Here is a 16234-nt window from a genome sequence, read left to right on the forward strand (position 1 = left end):
CCCTGTATTCCGGGCGGGACAAGCTGAATGAGCCGCGCGACACCCTCTTTTGACACGTAAAGCGGCCCCGTGCGCCATCGTTGCAGCGACATTTAGTCCCGGGCGGGGGACGCGGGAGCAACGTAATTCAGACAGGAGCAATCGAAATCCCGACGGTAAGCATCCGTGAACGATGTAGCGCGGGCGTTCGGCCTACCTAGTACCCCGAAAATACGTAAAAGCCTACGCCGTACGCCGGCACTTCCACCGCGCCGGCCGCTACCGGTTTTCCGGTTATTTCGGGCAACTGATCATCAGCCGTAAGGGTCAGTTCTTTCCCATTGAGGTAGACGGTCTTACTTCTGAGGTCGTCGGAATTCAGGACGAAGGCGCGCGATGTAGCGGGCAAGTCCACGGTGATCGGAGCGTCGGTCGGATTGATCAGCAGCAAGGTTCTGCCGCCTGGATTGTCCCGGTGATCGTGGAGGTAAACCCCTAACCGGCCGCCGTCTACACCGGGATCGTACACCCGCGTGCCCATGAGCTGCCGCCACAGCAGGGCGGCCCAGTAGTTGGGGCGGGGCGTATGGGTCGCCTGGTCGAGCATTCCGTACTCGCTGGCGGTGAGGGTATTGTGCATGATGATCTTGACGTCCTCACGGGCCAGTAGTCCCATCTGGGTGAGGTAGCGGAAAACGTCGATGTACTCAGCTGCCCAGGGGTTGCCGCCGCAGGCCGCCTCGGCGGTTTCGGTGAGCCAGATCGGCGTTTCGGGCAGGTGGCGGTCGTGCTCTTTCTTGTAGAAGGCATAAGTACCGAGGGTTTTATGCAGCCAGTTAGCGGTCAGGGCACTGTCGACCGGCGAATGCATGGGGGGTGCCTGGGCGCACCGCAGCGAAACGCCGCCGTAGTGGTGGTAAGCGAAAATATCGAAGTCGGGTTTGGGCGCGGCCGACAGCAGGGCGTCGGTAGACAGCGGCATGTTCATCCCGGCGGGCATCAGGCCACCCTCTCCTACCGCGTCCGGTCCGGCGATCGGCACGTCGGGTAATGCTTCGTGGATGAAGTCGGTAAAGACGGCCACGTCCTGGGCGAAATCCTCAGCGGTGTAGCCCTTCGGGGCACCGGCGTATTCCGGCATATTGGGCTCGTTGAAAAACTGTACGGCCTCGATCGTGCCGCCGGCTTGTCTGGTGAAGTCGAGGAGGGAGCGCGCCTGTTCGGGCGTCCAGCGGCCGTCTTCGTCCCGCGTGCCGGGACTGATCGCGAAGGAGGTCATCAGGTCGGCCCCGGTAGCATCCGCGAAGTCGAGCACCCCGCGCCATTCCTCTCGCGTCAGCACGTTTTTGAAACCTTCGGGTGCTTTTGGCAGCTTGGCGGAATCGTTGTCCTGAAAGTACACGTAGTTGGCCCACGAACCGCTGACGCGCATAAAGGCTGGCGAGAGGGCCTCGGCCAGCGTGCGCAGGCGCCGGTTACTTAGGTCTACGGGTGCCCGGTAGCGGTAACGGTTTTTGTTCTCCCCAACCTCCCCCGCCGCCGTGATATCGGACGTCTGGCTAGTGTCCATCTGGTCGTAGGGGATCCAGAAATCTCCCCCGACGACCTCGGCCATCTCCACGTTGTAGGAGGAAAAGCGCTCGTCAATCTCGGCCACCTGCTCGCGGTCGTCGATGGTGATGGTGAGGGGCGACTGGCTCCACAGCGTTCCTGTAAAGATCAGAGGTAGTAGGTAGAGTATAGCGCGTAGTTGTATAGCCATGGTGTCGTGAAAGTATGCCGTTAAATCCTATGCTATAATACTACAAAATTGTAGAGTAGAGCCTCAATGACGTCTACGTACCTCCCCTGCTAAATGACACCTGGGTGAATGATTTCGGTGGCTGGTTTGTCGCAGCCGCAACCTACCTTACCCTATCCAAAGCTCTAACCCATGTCTGAAGACAAGAAAAAGCCCACGCCCGCCCGTCCCGGCCCCGTGAATAAGCCCAAACCCCGCAATACGCCTCCCGGCAGACCCAATTCCCCACCACCCTCCAGGCCCCAGCGACCGGCGGGGCCGAAGCGGTAGTCAGCGATCGCGTCGATCACCCTACGGCCTCCGGAAATCCCGGAATTGACCTTTGGTGCCGTTCGGTCGCGAAGGTGTGGTGAAGAAGGATATCCCCGCATAAACGGTTGCGTCGTCCCGGGAACGTTGGCCGAATAGGCGATTTATAGCTCTTACTGGAAGGATACCTAAAGGGGGTTAAAGCGTTATAGGGGTTCCCCGCTCATCTTGCTGTAGAGGCATTGCAAGCTGACCCTGCACTGCCCGCGTTTCAGGGTCGCCATAAAAGGGCTCATCCTTTGTTTATCTAAGTCGACCTCGACCATGAAAGGTGGAGGCTTTCCAAGCCGACCCTGTAATACCCGCGCTTCAGGGTCGCCCTGAAAGGGCTCATCCTTTGTCTGTTCAAGTCGATCGTGCTATGCAAAGGTGGAGGCTTTCTAAGCCGACCCTGTAATACCCCCCTAAACTCCAAGGTTGAGCCTTTTTAAGCCGACCCTGTAATACCCCCCTAAACTCCAAGGTTGAGCCTTTTTAAGCCGACCCTGTGCTGCCTGCGTTCCAGGGTCTCCCGGGAAGGGTTCATCCCTTGTCTATTCAAGTCGACCATCCAATGCAAAGGTTGAGGCTTTCCAAGCCGACCCTGTAATACCCCCCTACACTCCAAGGTTGAGCCTTTCTAAGCCGAACCTACACTACCCGCGCTTCAGGGTCGCCCTGAAAGGGCTCATCCTTTGTCTATTCAAGGCGACCGTGCATTGCAAAGGTTGAGGCTTTCTAAGCCGACGCTGTAATACCCCCCTACACTCCAAGGTTGAGACTTTTTAAGCCGACCCTGTGCTGCCTGCGTTCCAGGGTCTCCCGGGAAGGGTTCATCATTTATTTTCTAAATCGACCGTGCAATGCAAAGGTTGAGGCTTTCTAAGCCGACCCTGTAATACCCGCCTACACTCCAAGATTGAGGCTTTCTAAGCCGACCCTGTAATACCCGCGTTTCAGGGTCGCCCTAGAAGGGCTCGACCTTTATCCGTTCAAGTTGACCGTGCAATTTAAAGGTTGAGGCTTTCTAAGCCGACCCTGCACCGCCCGCCTACACTCCAAGGTTGAGGCTTTTTAAGCCGACCCTGCACCGCCCGCCTACACTCAAAGGTTGAGGCTTTCTAAGCCGACCCTGCACTACCCGCATTTCAGGGTCACCCCGGAAGGGCTCATCTTATTTGTACTAAGTCAGACTTGTATTGTTCGCGTCCCCGCCAAAACAGCAGCCGCGACGCGATTTCATAATGGGAGCAGGGTCGAAAGCACATCGTAACGAATCCAGATCCGGGGACATAGAACTACGGAACTAGGTGTATAAACTTACATTCCACATCTACGAGGTGCTCATTTTCTTCACCGCATTTGGATGGCTGCTTCATCATCCGAGTCGAAAAGCTCACTTCATCACCAGCTTTAAAACGAAGAAAATGCAACCTTCCGTAATCCCTAAGGCGTATTCCTGCGCTATTCGCCGACTGTTGTCCGGAAGCTTCCTGGCCCTCAGCGTGCTACTCCTTGGCACTGCGCCCGTTACCGCTCAACCCTGGGACTCCGGTCCGTACTATCTGCAGAACGTGCAGACGGGCATGGTCATCGACGTTAAGGGAGGGCTGAAGCAAAGGGGAACGACCGTATGGCCCTTTTCCCTGAACTACTCGGAGGCGCAGGTTTTCCATTTCGACCGCACGGGCGTCCCGGAGGGTTTCGGTGATAATGTCTCTTATTTGAAAGCCCACGTCCGCCTGGGCCCGGCCGTCTACCTTTCCGTGAAGATTCCCACGCCGGTGAATAGTCCGGTCGGCACGGCTCCAAGCCCAGGCCCGCTTGCCCCGGGAATTAACGTCCCGTCGGTGGCCCAGACTCCACAGGTAGCGACCGACGGAAGCAGTTCCGACCGTCGCAATTTGCTGAGGCCGTACTTGTTTACGGTGGAAGACAAAATTGAGTACACCACCCCGCGCTTCGGGAATCAACCAAGCCACGGAGCGGAAGCCCGACAAATTTGGCGCGTAACGCCCGTCCCGAACGAAGTCGAAACCTACTACCTCGAAAACGCCCACTTCAGCGGCCGATTCGCGGTCGAACCGCTGGACCTTCGATCCGGCGGCACCCTGGTACTTGGCGAATTTCGCGGTGACGACCTGCAGAAGTGGCGCATTCTCCGGGCGGGGGCAAATGAACCCACCAACCTACGGCTCACCAATTTTAAATACGAGGTAGAATTTTACTGGTCAACCATCAAAGTGTGGGAATGGGGCAACAGGTATCGCTTTACCGGAAGACTAAATTGGGACAGCAACAATGAGCCAGCCTCCCTGGCTAACCAGGAACTGGTGATACGGAATAACGACGGATTCACCAAAACGATCGACCTGTCGCCGGACCGCACCAGCCACGAATTCAATTTCGTCCTGGACGACGAGCCGGAGAATGAGGAGTACTGCTTCCGGGTCAGCTACTTCAGCCGGTGGTCGGTTGAAAACTGGGTACGCGGTGACGCACTATGCGAAGTTCCGGACGGATCCGGCAGTCCGCCGCCCTCGACCGGAGATGTCGTCTCCTTTGCCTCCTCCCTGGAAGCGAATATCCCCCCTACCGGCAATGTGATCTACCTGGGCAGGGTGGATCCGGGAAACAACTCCCGGCTGCTGAAGGTCCACGTTGCCGGTAATTCTTTCACACCCTACCTCGTCCAGTTCCTGCCGGAAGGAAAAACCCGGGAAGATTGCGGTACCCCCGTTGGGGTACGCATCGCGCCTGGCACCGACCTGACGGGCGACGATCTGAAAACGTTGTATGGAAATAATACACCCAAGACTCCGGTGTTCTTCGGTGCATGTAAACTTAATCGGTCCGGGGGGCAGTTGTCCACGTCACGCATTCCGATTCAGATTGACTACATCAAAGATTGACGCGATAGCGGGATATCTCGGAACACCATGCTGCCGACATTGCATAATGTACGACGGAAATCCGGCCGACAACGGCACTGACGCGTCTTGTGGATTCCTATTCCTGGCGGGCGGTCGACACGAAACAACCGTTAGGTCATCTCGAACGATTTCTCCTGACGATAGCCGGCTTATCCCACGTCCCCACCGCCGGGAAGGTAGCGGGCATTTTCGCGGATAGTGGTATGCGGATGGTGATTCTCACTCTACCGCTTGACGGCTAGGGCTTCTGACGCTTTGCCTGCATATACTCAAGGTCGAGGCTTTCTGAGCCGACCCGTAGAATCCAAAGGTTGAGGCTTTGTAAGCCGACCCTGTAATACCCGCGTTTCAGGGTCGCCCTGTAACGGCTCAACCTTTGTCTGTTCAAGTCAACCGTACAATGCAAAGGTTGAAACTTTCTAAGCCGACCCTACACTGTCCGCGCTTCTGGGTCGCCCTAAAAGGGCTTATCCTTTGTTTATTCAAGTTGACCGTGCATTTCAAAGGTTGAGGCTTTTCAAGCCGACCCTGTAATACCCGCGTTTCAGGGTCGCCCTGGAAGGGCTCAACCTTTGTCTGTTCAAGTCAACCGTACAATGCAAAGGTTGAAACTTTGTAAGCCGACCCTACACTGCCCGCGCTTCTGGGTCGCCCTAAAAGGGCTCATCCTTTGTTTATTCAAGTTGACCGTGCATTTCAAAGGTTGAGGCTTTTCAAGCCGACCCTGTAATACCCGCGTTTCAGGGTCGCCCTGTAACGGCTCATCCTTTATCCATCTAAGTCGACCTCTACCACCAAAGGTTGAGGCTTTGTAAGCCAACCCTACACTGCCCGCGCTTCTGGGTCGCCCTAAAAGGGCTCAACCTTTGTTTATTCAAGTCGACCGTGCATTTCGAAGGTTGAGGCTTTCCAAGCCGACCCTGTAATACCCGCGTTTCAGGGTCGCCCTGGAAGGGCTCAACCTTTGTTTATTCAAATCGACCGTGCAATGCAAAGGTTGAGGCTTTCTAAGCCAACCCTACACTGCCCGCGCTTCTGGGTCGCCCTGAGAAGGCTCATCCTTGGCATTCAAGCCGACTCGGCACTACCCGCGTCCCCACCTCAACCATCCATAAGGAGAACCCATACGCCAGTGGTCGGCTCTTATGGCACTTTCCCGGCGATCATCGTGCTACTCCTAATCGGTATGTCCGTGGCAACCCGATCTAGGGTGTCCAGCCCGTACTATCTCCGAAACACTTAGAAGGGCATATCCATGACGTCATTTACGAATGCTACCCAGGTGCAGCTGGACGAAACGCTTGAGGTCCAGTTTCTTTTCCTTCAACTTGTCTCGACGGATGAACTTCTTCATCACCACTAAAAAGTTTAGCCGGGGGTCAAGCTGAATGAGTATTTTTGGTAGTAGTGGGCTGCGCGAGTAGGATCCGTCAAACCACTGAGTGTAAGATGTTCGATGTTCCTTACTGGAAAGAATATAGCTCAGCGCCCGGGAGACATCAAACGGCGGGGCAAACATCCGGATGTTGGATTCTTCTATGTTGCCGCTGTAAAAGAGATCTCCGAGCGTGGCGGCCACTTCCGGAGTAGCATCTTCTAACATCTCGATGAGCGTGGGTGCAATAGCCGCATACGTGGTTTCCATAGCGGGATGAGCAGCCAGGGATTGACTAAGCGTACGGGAGAAGGTCTGTATACCTCGCTTATAGTCATCCAGCCCCCACTCCTCGAGGTGTACGGACGGTGCCTTTAGTACGGGTTCGATTCGTCCGGCATCAGTCTTCCGGTAATACAAGGTTGTCCCGTGGTCGCACTGCAAAAGCAATTCGAGAATAGGCCCGTTTCCGGCTCTGATGGACGGAAACATATAGGCGGGTACTTTTCTGTTGTCCGGGGAGGTATACGCGCTATAGTAGGTTACCGCTAAATAGTAGGAGGTCAGTTTAAAATCAGCCTTCTTACTCTTCAGAATCTTGAATATAGCATCCTGAAGCGTTCCTCTCCATCCTATATCGACGAAGCCGATACGCTGGTCCTGCAGAAGCCCCTCCTGCTCAAAGTAGGCAACGGCTGTTTCCCGGTAGTTCTTTGCTTCTGCTTCGATTTTAGCCTTCAGATCGGCATTCTCCAGCAGTTCGTTTTTGAGCCGGTCGATCAGCTTACTCGTGAGCCGGTTACCTAATCCGCTACTAGCAAGGGATTGTCTTAAATCCGCATTAAGATATTCAATCAGTACGCTCGGCTCGAAGTGTAAGCGTTTCGCGACCTTATTGAACGTAATGACATTATCCATTTCCTGGAAAATCCACTGGAAACTACTCGACGTAAGACAGAAGATTGACGCGAAATAAGTGGACTGTCGTGAAGTATATAAATAGTGAATTTCAATGTCGTAGTGAAACCGTGCGATAATTTCTTCCGCGATGATCTTCAAAAGGTGGCCGTCCCGGGCCAGGAAATAAAGCCGCTTGATTCCCTCGGCAATGGCTTGCTTTAAAGAATCGTGTACGAAGCCGTAAAACATGGGCCCCATGAAACTCGCCCCCAGGCGATAAGACGGTTTTAAATTATAGCCTTCCAGCCGTGTCTGCTTACTTGCCCCGGCAAAAAGTTGCAGGAAGTGATTCTGCTCTTCCCTGAAATAACTGGTTTCAATATTACTCAGAAAGGAGTCCTGATAAAATACGTATTTGATTCCTGCCCGCTTCGCCATTACACAGTCACTGGTAAAATTGTCACCAGTGTGGATGAGCGATGATGGCTGAATATTTTGGTCCTTACAGACATGACTGAATAGCGTGCCGTCCGATTTGCGTATCCTTAGTGTGGACGACAGGTACATTGGAATAGAACACAGACGAGCGTCGGCGTTTTCGAGCATCTTCATAATTACCGCCTCGCTGAGGTACATATCTGAAATCAGCAGGACCTTATGACCGGAGGCGATGAGGTCCATGACCCCGGAGACGTTTTGCGGTATGGGGTAGCAACTCTCTATTTCAATAGACTCCTCCATTTCCTGAAGTAGCTTAAGGTGCTCAATCGTCAACCGGGGGAAATCCGAACCTAAAGCTGTGTATATCTCCTGAAGGGTAATTTCGGGGTAGGGAGATCTCCCGTGAGCGACTTTTTGCGCGCGTATCCGGAGGTTTACAAATTCATTAATGAAGTAATCAGGAAAAGCCAATTGCGTTATACCCCTGAGTTGCTCCCTCAGTTCAACGAAAACACCCTTGTCATTCGCGAATTTGCGCGAAATCAATGTATCAAAAATATCAAAAGAGTAGGTGTTCATCATATTTCATATCTAAATAGACATTAAAAACTGCCGTGTACTGGGTACAAGAGTGACCTTTACCTAAACCGATAGCAGGAAGTAGCGGAGTTGTCGGTGTGGGATCAGACGGAAATTCTTCGTCAGGTCACCGAGACATTCGGTTGCCCGGGGGTTTGCAGCCCGGTCTTGTCCAGCCATTCTCTCCGCCCATCCAGCAACGATTTGCCGGCCCGAAGGAAGCGGTCGGATTGCGGATGGTGGTAGCTAAAAGCGGACAATTGTGCGAAAAAAACGCCATAAAGCGTGGCGGGCAAAACCACGATACGGCTACGTGCGCAAACATTCATTGGGGCGGCGGGTTGGCAAGGGGCTTGGAAGATAAAATTGCAAAAGCAATCGTGGCATGAACGTATAACTAGGGCGGATAAATTATGCGGCACCACCAACCTCTACCGATGCGTTAACGAACGAGCAAAAGATGGAGGCGCTCGGCGGGACGATCGCTTTCAACTTTTATACGTCCCTCAACACGCCGAGGTTCGTTACCCTACGGGAGGGCACGTGACCAGTTAGCACCTTTACCTCATGCTTGTACCGCAGTCAGCGTCAATAGACACTGCTCCTGCGTTCCCGCAATAAAGGCGATGGCGGCGGAGCGCGGGTGCTTGTAAAACGACCGACCAGCCAACATTATTGGATGGTAAGTTTTCCGGTACGCCAGCCGTGACTACCCCGTGGCCGTCACGCTCCTTGCCCCGAACAGCACCTTCGCTGAGCGTAAGCAGCCCGGTGATTTCTCGTTATAACATACAATGCTTATCGTGTAGGATTCGCGAAGATTGCCACCCGCCTGACGGGCATTACCGCGCCGTTGGTGCCCTCACCGCTTATCTTGGCGTTAGTCGTCAGCAACTTTTTTTCTCGTCCTATGAGTGTATTTCGTAACCCCTGGTGGTGGACCGTAGTGATTCTGTTCACCGCACACCAACTGACGCAACACCTCCCGGAGATAAACATCCCCCTGGCAAACAGCTACCTAACCCCCTTCTGCGTGGCGCCGATCCTGCTGGGGTTCTGGCAAGAGGAATGGCAGCCGGTGTACCGGTTCCCGCGACTGAGCTGGCCGGCGACGGCGGTGGCGACGGTACTGCTCGCGGTAGTTTTTGAGAAGATTTATCCACTCCACGGGGACGGCTTTCAGCGGGAAACGGTCGATTACGTCTTTTACGCGCTGGGGGGAGTGTACTTTTATTTTCTGGTGAATCGGCGCGATCGGCGGAGTTCTCCATCTGTGCCGCAGGCATGACCAGAAACCATGTAAAACCTGGTTCTTACCATAGCATTGCTTACTTATCATTCACCAACTCCCGCACGCTCCCCGGCACCTCACACGTAATCTTCGAGTTCTGATCCTCCACCGGCACCCCGTAGGTCGTCTCAAGCGGCACCACCCCGGCCCAGATGGGCAGATCGTAGTCCGCCGTCTCATCCACGGGACCGCCGGTCCGAATCTTCGCCGAGGCATCTTCTATGGTCAGCGCCAGTATACCGGTCACCTTGGCCTCCTTAGCATTGATCGGACGGCATTCGGCCCAGCGGCCGGGTATAATGGCGTCCGTAAACCGCTCAAAGACGGCCAACTTTTCCTCAGGATCCCCCACGGGTGCACACCGACCGAACACCACCACCGAACGGTAATTTACGGAGTGATGGAAGGCCGAGCGCGCCACGACGATCCCATCGACCAGCGTCACCCCCAACGAGCACGGAATGCCCCGCGCTAGAGTCTGATAGATCCGGCTCTTCTTCGAGCCATGCAGGTACAGCACGTTGCCCTCCCTCCCGTACAGCATGGGAATCTGGAATGGCTGCCCCTCCAGCTGAAAGGCTACCTGTCCTACGAAATTCGCGTCCAGGACGCTAAACACCGTTGCTGCATCATAGTGTGCCCGCTTCGGCACCCGGCGCACGGTACTGCGCTCGCTCTTGAAATTAGCTTGCTCTTCCATAGCCCGAAAATACCGGTCCGGCGGAGATTGGTGTAGCGGTTCGGGGCGGCGGCGCGCGGGTGCCGTGAAACGCTACTACAGCAGCACCCGTAACCCGCAATGAATGCCCGTGCTGTCGATCCGGTCAGTGATGCCTCAAAAAGGAAGAGCAAAGCTTTGGGGTAACCGGCCACAAAGCGAAGCTATTTTGTTTTGTTCAGCGAAAGCCTACTGCGGGAAAAGGCCTAGCTTACTGGCCGGAATTATCTTCATTACGCCAACTCCTAGGTAAGCATAGCGGTGGGGCTGCGTTGGTGATTCAGTTCTCCAATGACAATGGCAATAACGTGAAGTATATAATCCTGGCACTCTTATTTCTGATCCTGTATCCCCTACTGTCGTACGGACAAATTATAGATGTGCACCTGCATGCCTATACGGAGCAGGACTACTGGGTAGCTACCGCCCGCAATGGATTCCCGCCTGCGGCATCCGCCAGGGATTTACTGGAGAAAACCATCTGGAAGATGGACGAGCACAACATTGAATGGGCGGTAGTAAGCGGAAACCTGGAAAGTCTTAAATACTTCACGCAGGCGGACAATCGGTTTATTCCCAGTTATCAGGATTACGCCGAAAATCTAATTTCCGTAGATTCATTCGTTTCCCTGGTTAAAAAGGGTGATATACAGGTGTTCGGCGAGGTGATGGCGGTGTACCACGGGCAGACGTTAAACGACGAAAAATACTTGCCCTACCTCAAGGTTTGCGAGGAGTATAACATCCCGGTGGCCTACCATACCGGGGGCACTTTTCCGGGAGCAAACGCCACCATTTGGAAAAAATTCAGGCTGTCCTTCGGCAATCCGCTACTGATCGAGGATGTGCTGGTCAGGTATCCCAGGCTGAAGCTGAGCCTAATGCACGCTGGAAGTAACTTCTACGAAAACACCCTGCGAATGATGGACCAGTACCCCCAGCTGTACGCGGACCTGGGAGTTCTGCTTTGGCTTCACCCCATGGAAAAGGATTATGCGGTGAAGTTTCTGGAGTCGGCCAAAAAGTACGGGCTGCTCGATCGGGTGATGTTTGGTTCCGATCAAATGATCTGGCCGGATTCGATCACCGCGTCCATTAGATTTCTCGATTCCCTTTCCTTCCTGACGGAAGCGGAAAAGCGAGACATCCTCTACCACAACGCGAAAAGGTTTTTGAATAAAGGAGAATAAAGGGCCGCCCGACCCGGCAGAGGATCCGCCGGGAAATAGGCAGCCCATCACTCGTGGTCTACGGGCAGGTCACATTCGGGTTATAATCTTCGAACATGCCGGCCGGATTCACTTTCCAGAGCCATACGTGGCGCTCGTAGTCCGCGAAAGGTGGCAAGAAGGGAAGAAATTCTATCTCGCCCCCAAACTTCGGAGGGGAACTGCCTACGTGAAGATACTCGACGGCCCCGAGCTTATACGTGCCATTATTTCTAAGCTGATACACCAAAACCTCGGGTTCCAGGGGATTGTGCACGCCGTCTACTCGGTCGAATTTCACGAAGTGAATGCCCATTGCACCAACAGCGGGATCTGGATTTGATACGCAATCCTCGGTGTTGAAGAATCCATCGTCCAGGGCTGCCTGGGGATCGTGGTACTTGGCGGTAGCTTGCCTGACCTGCGCGAGCAGGTGGTTCATCTGGCCCTGGGCTGCCTTGGCTGCGAACTGCTCTACCCCGGGCTTGAGGGCGTTGGGCGTCGTCAGATCTTCCTCCACGGTGCAGGAGGTAAGCCCCAACAGTACTCCAATGAATAGTGTCAGGGTAATTCGTTTGTTGTTCAGCATAGCGTAAGAATGAGTGGTTCACCCTTAAGCTACTGGTATAATTTGGTCATTTGCAAGTTATGACATCTTTTTATTTTAAGCGTCTGCCTCGGTCCACGCAGACCACTTCCCCAGCTTTCCCGAGAAAGGAGCCAACCCCTTTGCCGGGAAAACCGGACCACGATCCCTAGCTTTAGCCTAAACAGTTTATGATGCACTTCGCAATAATGGCTTGGGTGGCTCTCTGCTCGCTGATCTTTTCCTCGTGCGCGACCAGCCTGGCCTCCCTACCCCATCAGACCGGTAATCAGATCGACGCATCCTATACCGTCCACAGGGACATCGCGTACGGAGCGGACCCCGAGCAGGTGATGGACATTTATCTTTCCAACGTGGCATCTTCCTACGGAAAGCACAATTACACCATCGTATTCCTGCACGGCGGAGCGTATTACCTGAGCGACAAGGCCAAGGAAGAAAAGTACATCGAGCCGTACCTGGGCAAGGGACTTAACGTCGTCAACCTAAATTACCGGCTCAAACGGGGCATCGCCGCCGCGACGAGCGACCTCCCCCACGCCCTCAACTTCCTCCGGAAAAATCCGGAGGCCTACCCCCTGGAGCTGAACAACGTCATCGTTACCGGATTTTCCGCCGGAGCCCAGATTGCCACCAACGTAGGGCTGGCCCAAAACAACCCCTCCTTCCCCGACCGGCCGGACCGGGGCATCCGAATCGTGGGAATCATCAATTTTTCCGGACCGGTGGACCAGCTCGATGTCATCGAGCGGATCTTCGTCGACCACGAGTATGCTTTGTTCAGCGAGGCCGGAAAAGCACTGTTCCCGGAGGACGATTACGCCACCCCCGAGGCGGTAGCTTTGTACGAACCGGTCCATTACTTCGACCGCAGTGACCCGCCCATTTTCCTCTGGCACGGGGGGATGGATGACCAGATTCCCCCGGATACCTTCCGGGCGTTTACGGACAAATTCCGGACCGGCAAGGATGCCCTGCGGTACGTTCCCGCAGGCAAACACAGTCCGACGAGCGAGGAACTAGCGGCCGCGTACGAAGAGATCTTCACCTTTCTGGACGATCTGGACCGGTAGGCGAGCACCAGCGGAAGGGAGAAATGCCGGCGATGCCTGACAGTAGTTCTGGGAATGGGATAGCGGACAAAAACTTTCTTTGCCCGCATATGCAGTTCGATCCGCAGACAATGTGGGTACTATCCTGCGGGCGTGTCCTCCGCCCCGTAGTCATTGGTCTGCCCGGTTAGGTCACTCGCACTACCGGATCCCGTTCAGATACTTTTCCAGCATGGTGTAGCCGTCCGTTGCTACCGTGTTCCGGTCGTCGGGGTCGTTCGGGTCCAAGCCGTTGGCGTTTTCCCAGTCGTCGGGAATGCCGTCGTGGTCGGTGTCGGCCGGCATGGGAGCCGTGAGAAGTTCGGGCCATCCGCCTACGTCGCGTTGGGTATCGATAATTCCGGTCGGGGCTTCGGTACTGATCTTCTCCTAATTACGGCAGTAGCTGTCCCCTTCGGATGTACCACGTACCGTGATCGTCCTCCCCACGCGCGGAGAGGTTAGCGATGCGGTAGGACAACTTCCCCGACAGGGTCGCCGGACCGGGCTTGTAGTAGTTGCCCACCACGTTGAAGGTCGAGAAGTTAAACTGGTCGTTACCGACATGACTCGCTTCTCCTCCGTAGCAGCTGTTGAAGCCCCAGTTATAGATCACGTTGTTGCGGTAATCGGTAAATCCCGAGCCGGAAGCCATGCGCGGGTTGCGGCTGGTGTGGTGTGCCAGCAGATTGTGGTGGTAGCTGCCGTGGTTCGAGCCCCAAATACCGCCGAAGCCGTGGGTGCCCTTCGCGTGGTTGGAGTCGTACATGCTCTCCGTGATCATTGACCACTGCACCGTAATGCTATCACAGTGGTAGACCGACATCGTCTCGTCGACACTCCAGCTCGCCGAAAGGTGATCGAGGATAATGTGCTTGTGGTAGCGGCCCGAGACGGCGTCGTAATCCTTGCCGGACACGTCTCCCGGACGGATGCGCAGGTAGCGCATGATGACGTGATCCGCGTCGATATTTAGAGGATAGTTTTTCAGGCATATCCCCTCCCCCGGCGCGGTCTGCCCGGCAATGGTCAGGTAGGGGTTGCGGATTACGAGCGGACTTTCCAATTCGATGTTGCCGCTCACCTGGAATATTACCGTCCGCGGACCGCTAGCCTCTACGGCCTGCCGCAGACTTCCGTCTCCGCCATCGTGGAGGTTCGTGACCAGGTAGACTGCTCCACCCCGGCCACCCAGGGCGTATTTTCCGTAGCCCTCCGCGGTGGGGAAGGCCAGTTGCTGAGCCGGTAGATTGAAGCTGATCAAATACGTGACCGAAAGGAGGACAATGGCGAGCCACTTAACTGTACTTGTCATCTTAGTGGAGATTTTCGTGCATGGTCGGTCTGATGACCGTGTTCTACTCCAAAATCGGTCCATTTACTCAAGAAAATGTAGCAGCATTCCACCGATTGTCTGCATTTTCCCAAAGTTAGCTACGGGTGAGCTATCCTAATCGGGTCTTCACTTCCTGGATCTGTTGTATTCACTTTCGCTTTTCCTCCAACAATCTCTGCATCCGCTTCACCCGCTCGGGATGCTCCTCACTCAGATTCAACCGCTGCCCGGGGTCATCGCGCAGGTTGAACAGCAACACCTCACTGTCGAAATCAGGAAACCCGCGCCTTTCGGCAAACTCCTCCGGCATGCGCGTCACGCCTCCGCTGGGGCCGTCGAGGTAGAGCCAGTCGCCGTCGCGCAGCCCCCAGCGCGGCGCGTAGGTATTGTGTACGGTGACTCGTCTTACCGGCGCGTCGGTTTCCGCTCCGGTCAGCAAAGAGCTTTGGTCGTAGCCGTCGGGGGCGGCGCCGGAGGGTAGGTCGATCCCGGCCACCGCGGCAACGGTAGGCATCAGGTCGATCTGGGATATGGTCTGTTCGCGTACCGCTCCCCCCTCGATCTCACCCGGCCAACGGACGATCATGGGTACCCGGTGACCGCCTTCCCACACGTCGCGCTTGAGGCCGCGCAGTTCGCCCATACTCAGGTGGTTGTAGCGTTCGGCCCGCGGGAAGGCGTAGTGTTCCGGACCATTGTCCGAACTGAAGATCACCAGGGTATTCTCCGCGAAGCCCGCCTCCTCGAGGGCGGTCAACACGCGGCCAATCATGTAGTCCGTCTCGTACATGAAGTCGCCGTAGCTGCCGGCCTCCGTCTTGCCTACGAACTCCTCGTTGGGAATGATGGGTGCATGGGGGGAAGGCAGGGCGAAGTACAGAAAGAAGGGTTTATCGGCGCTCTGCCGCCCGATGTACTCTACGGCCTTGTCGGTAACCGTAGGCAGCACCTCGTAGGGGTTCCAGCCCGCAACTTTGGGGCCGGGGCGAAACTCCCACTTCCCCTCCCCTACTTCGTAGCCGACGCTGTCGGGGTGCATCATCTCCGTGGGCATTTCGAGCAGCCGGTCGTTCTCGAACCACGCGTAAGGCGGGAAATTGATGGTCCCGTCACCGAAGTAATAGTCGAATCCCCGGGACAGGGGACCGCCCGCGATCCGGCCGCTGAAGTCGACATCCTCCGGCCGGTTTACCTTGACCGACTTATTAGCCGCCGCGAGCGAGGCCAGGCTATCGTTCCTGAACGTCCAGTCCCAGCCCAGGTGCCACTTGCCTATGCAGGCGGTGTTGTAGCCATGGTCCCGGAGCACCTGGGGCAGGGTTACATCGCTATCCGCGAAGAAGGGCGGTCCGAAGGAGTTTACGATGTTGTGCTGCCGCCGCCAGTGGTACTTACCCGCCAGCAGCGCGTACCGACTGGGCGAGCAGATGCCGGAGGAGCTGTGGGCATCCGTAAATCGCATCCCCTCCCGCGCGAGGCGGTCGAGGTTCGGGGTGGGAATTTTACTGTCGGGGTTCTGAATGGCGAGATCGCCGTAGCCCATGTCGTCGGCATATATGATGACGACGTTGGGGGGTTGCTCAATGGTGGATGCGTGGTCGCCGGAAAAGGCAAAGGTGGTCAGAAACAGACAAAAGAGGACGAGATGATTCATTGCTTCCAAATATAGACGTTGCACCCGCGTTCC

The 16234-nt window shown here is 55.5% G+C and carries 11 protein-coding genes; 4 read left to right on the forward strand and 7 right to left on the reverse strand.

Features of this window, described 5'->3' with window-relative positions; all coding sequences use genetic code 11:
- Nucleotides 1-196: 196 nt before the first annotated feature.
- Complete coding sequence (locus NMA52_RS04835) at nt 197-1741, reverse strand: hypothetical protein (RefSeq protein ID WP_254826517.1); 1545 nt, start codon at nt 1739-1741, stop codon at nt 197-199.
- A 1754-nt stretch (nt 1742-3495) separates the two neighbouring features.
- Here NMA52_RS04835 and NMA52_RS04840 point away from each other — a divergent pair.
- Nucleotides 3496-4980 carry an RICIN domain-containing protein gene (locus tag NMA52_RS04840; protein ID WP_254826518.1) on the forward strand — a complete coding sequence of 495 codons (1485 nt, stop codon included), beginning with the start codon at nt 3496-3498 and terminating at the stop codon, nt 4978-4980.
- Nucleotides 4981-6262: 1282 nt separating this feature from the next.
- Here the strand turns inward: NMA52_RS04840 and NMA52_RS04845 are convergent.
- Nucleotides 6263-8299, reverse strand: a complete 2037-nt coding sequence (locus NMA52_RS04845; protein ID WP_254826519.1) for a hypothetical protein — start codon at nt 8297-8299, stop codon at nt 6263-6265.
- 907 nt (nt 8300-9206) lie between these two features.
- Here NMA52_RS04845 and NMA52_RS04850 point away from each other — a divergent pair.
- Nucleotides 9207-9584: a hypothetical protein gene (locus NMA52_RS04850; RefSeq protein WP_254826520.1), complete on the forward strand. Its 378-nt coding sequence runs from the start codon at nt 9207-9209 to the stop codon at nt 9582-9584.
- Between the two features lie 40 nt (nt 9585-9624).
- On the opposite strand, the gene NMA52_RS04855 is transcribed toward NMA52_RS04850, so the two are convergent.
- Nucleotides 9625-10287 (reverse strand): pyridoxamine 5'-phosphate oxidase family protein, encoded by a 663-nt coding sequence (locus NMA52_RS04855; RefSeq protein ID WP_254826521.1) that lies wholly within the window; start codon nt 10285-10287, stop codon nt 9625-9627.
- Between the two features lie 326 nt (nt 10288-10613).
- On the opposite strand from NMA52_RS04855, the gene NMA52_RS19085 reads away from it, so the two are divergent.
- Nucleotides 10614-11495, forward strand: coding sequence for an amidohydrolase family protein (locus NMA52_RS19085; RefSeq protein WP_254826522.1), 882 nt, complete (start codon nt 10614-10616; stop codon nt 11493-11495).
- A gap of 58 nt (nt 11496-11553) precedes the next feature.
- Here NMA52_RS19085 and NMA52_RS04865 read toward each other — a convergent pair whose 3' ends face one another.
- Complete coding sequence (locus tag NMA52_RS04865) at nt 11554-12102, reverse strand: hypothetical protein (RefSeq protein ID WP_254826523.1); 549 nt, start codon at nt 12100-12102, stop codon at nt 11554-11556.
- A gap of 191 nt (nt 12103-12293) precedes the next feature.
- Between NMA52_RS04865 and NMA52_RS04870 the strand changes: the two genes are divergently transcribed.
- Entirely contained in the window at nt 12294-13193 is a 900-nt protein-coding gene (locus NMA52_RS04870) for an alpha/beta hydrolase (RefSeq protein ID WP_254826524.1), read from the forward strand.
- A gap of 180 nt (nt 13194-13373) precedes the next feature.
- Here the strand turns inward: NMA52_RS04870 and NMA52_RS04875 are convergent, their stop codons facing one another.
- The 3 genes from NMA52_RS04875 to NMA52_RS04885 form a co-directional block, all read right to left on the reverse strand.
- Nucleotides 13374-13517: a hypothetical protein gene (locus tag NMA52_RS04875; RefSeq protein WP_254826525.1), complete on the reverse strand. Its 144-nt coding sequence runs from the start codon at nt 13515-13517 to the stop codon at nt 13374-13376.
- 88 nt (nt 13518-13605) lie between these two features.
- Complete coding sequence (locus NMA52_RS04880; protein WP_254826526.1) at nt 13606-14526, reverse strand: polysaccharide lyase family 1 protein; 921 nt, start codon at nt 14524-14526, stop codon at nt 13606-13608.
- Between the two features lie 169 nt (nt 14527-14695).
- Nucleotides 14696-16201, reverse strand: coding sequence for a sulfatase-like hydrolase/transferase (locus tag NMA52_RS04885; RefSeq protein ID WP_254826527.1), 1506 nt, complete (start codon nt 16199-16201; stop codon nt 14696-14698).
- Nucleotides 16202-16234 lie beyond the last annotated feature (33 nt).

Origin of the sequence: Lewinella sp. JB7, assembly GCF_024297185.1 — a bacterium.
GTDB lineage: Bacteria > Bacteroidota > Bacteroidia > Chitinophagales > Saprospiraceae > Neolewinella.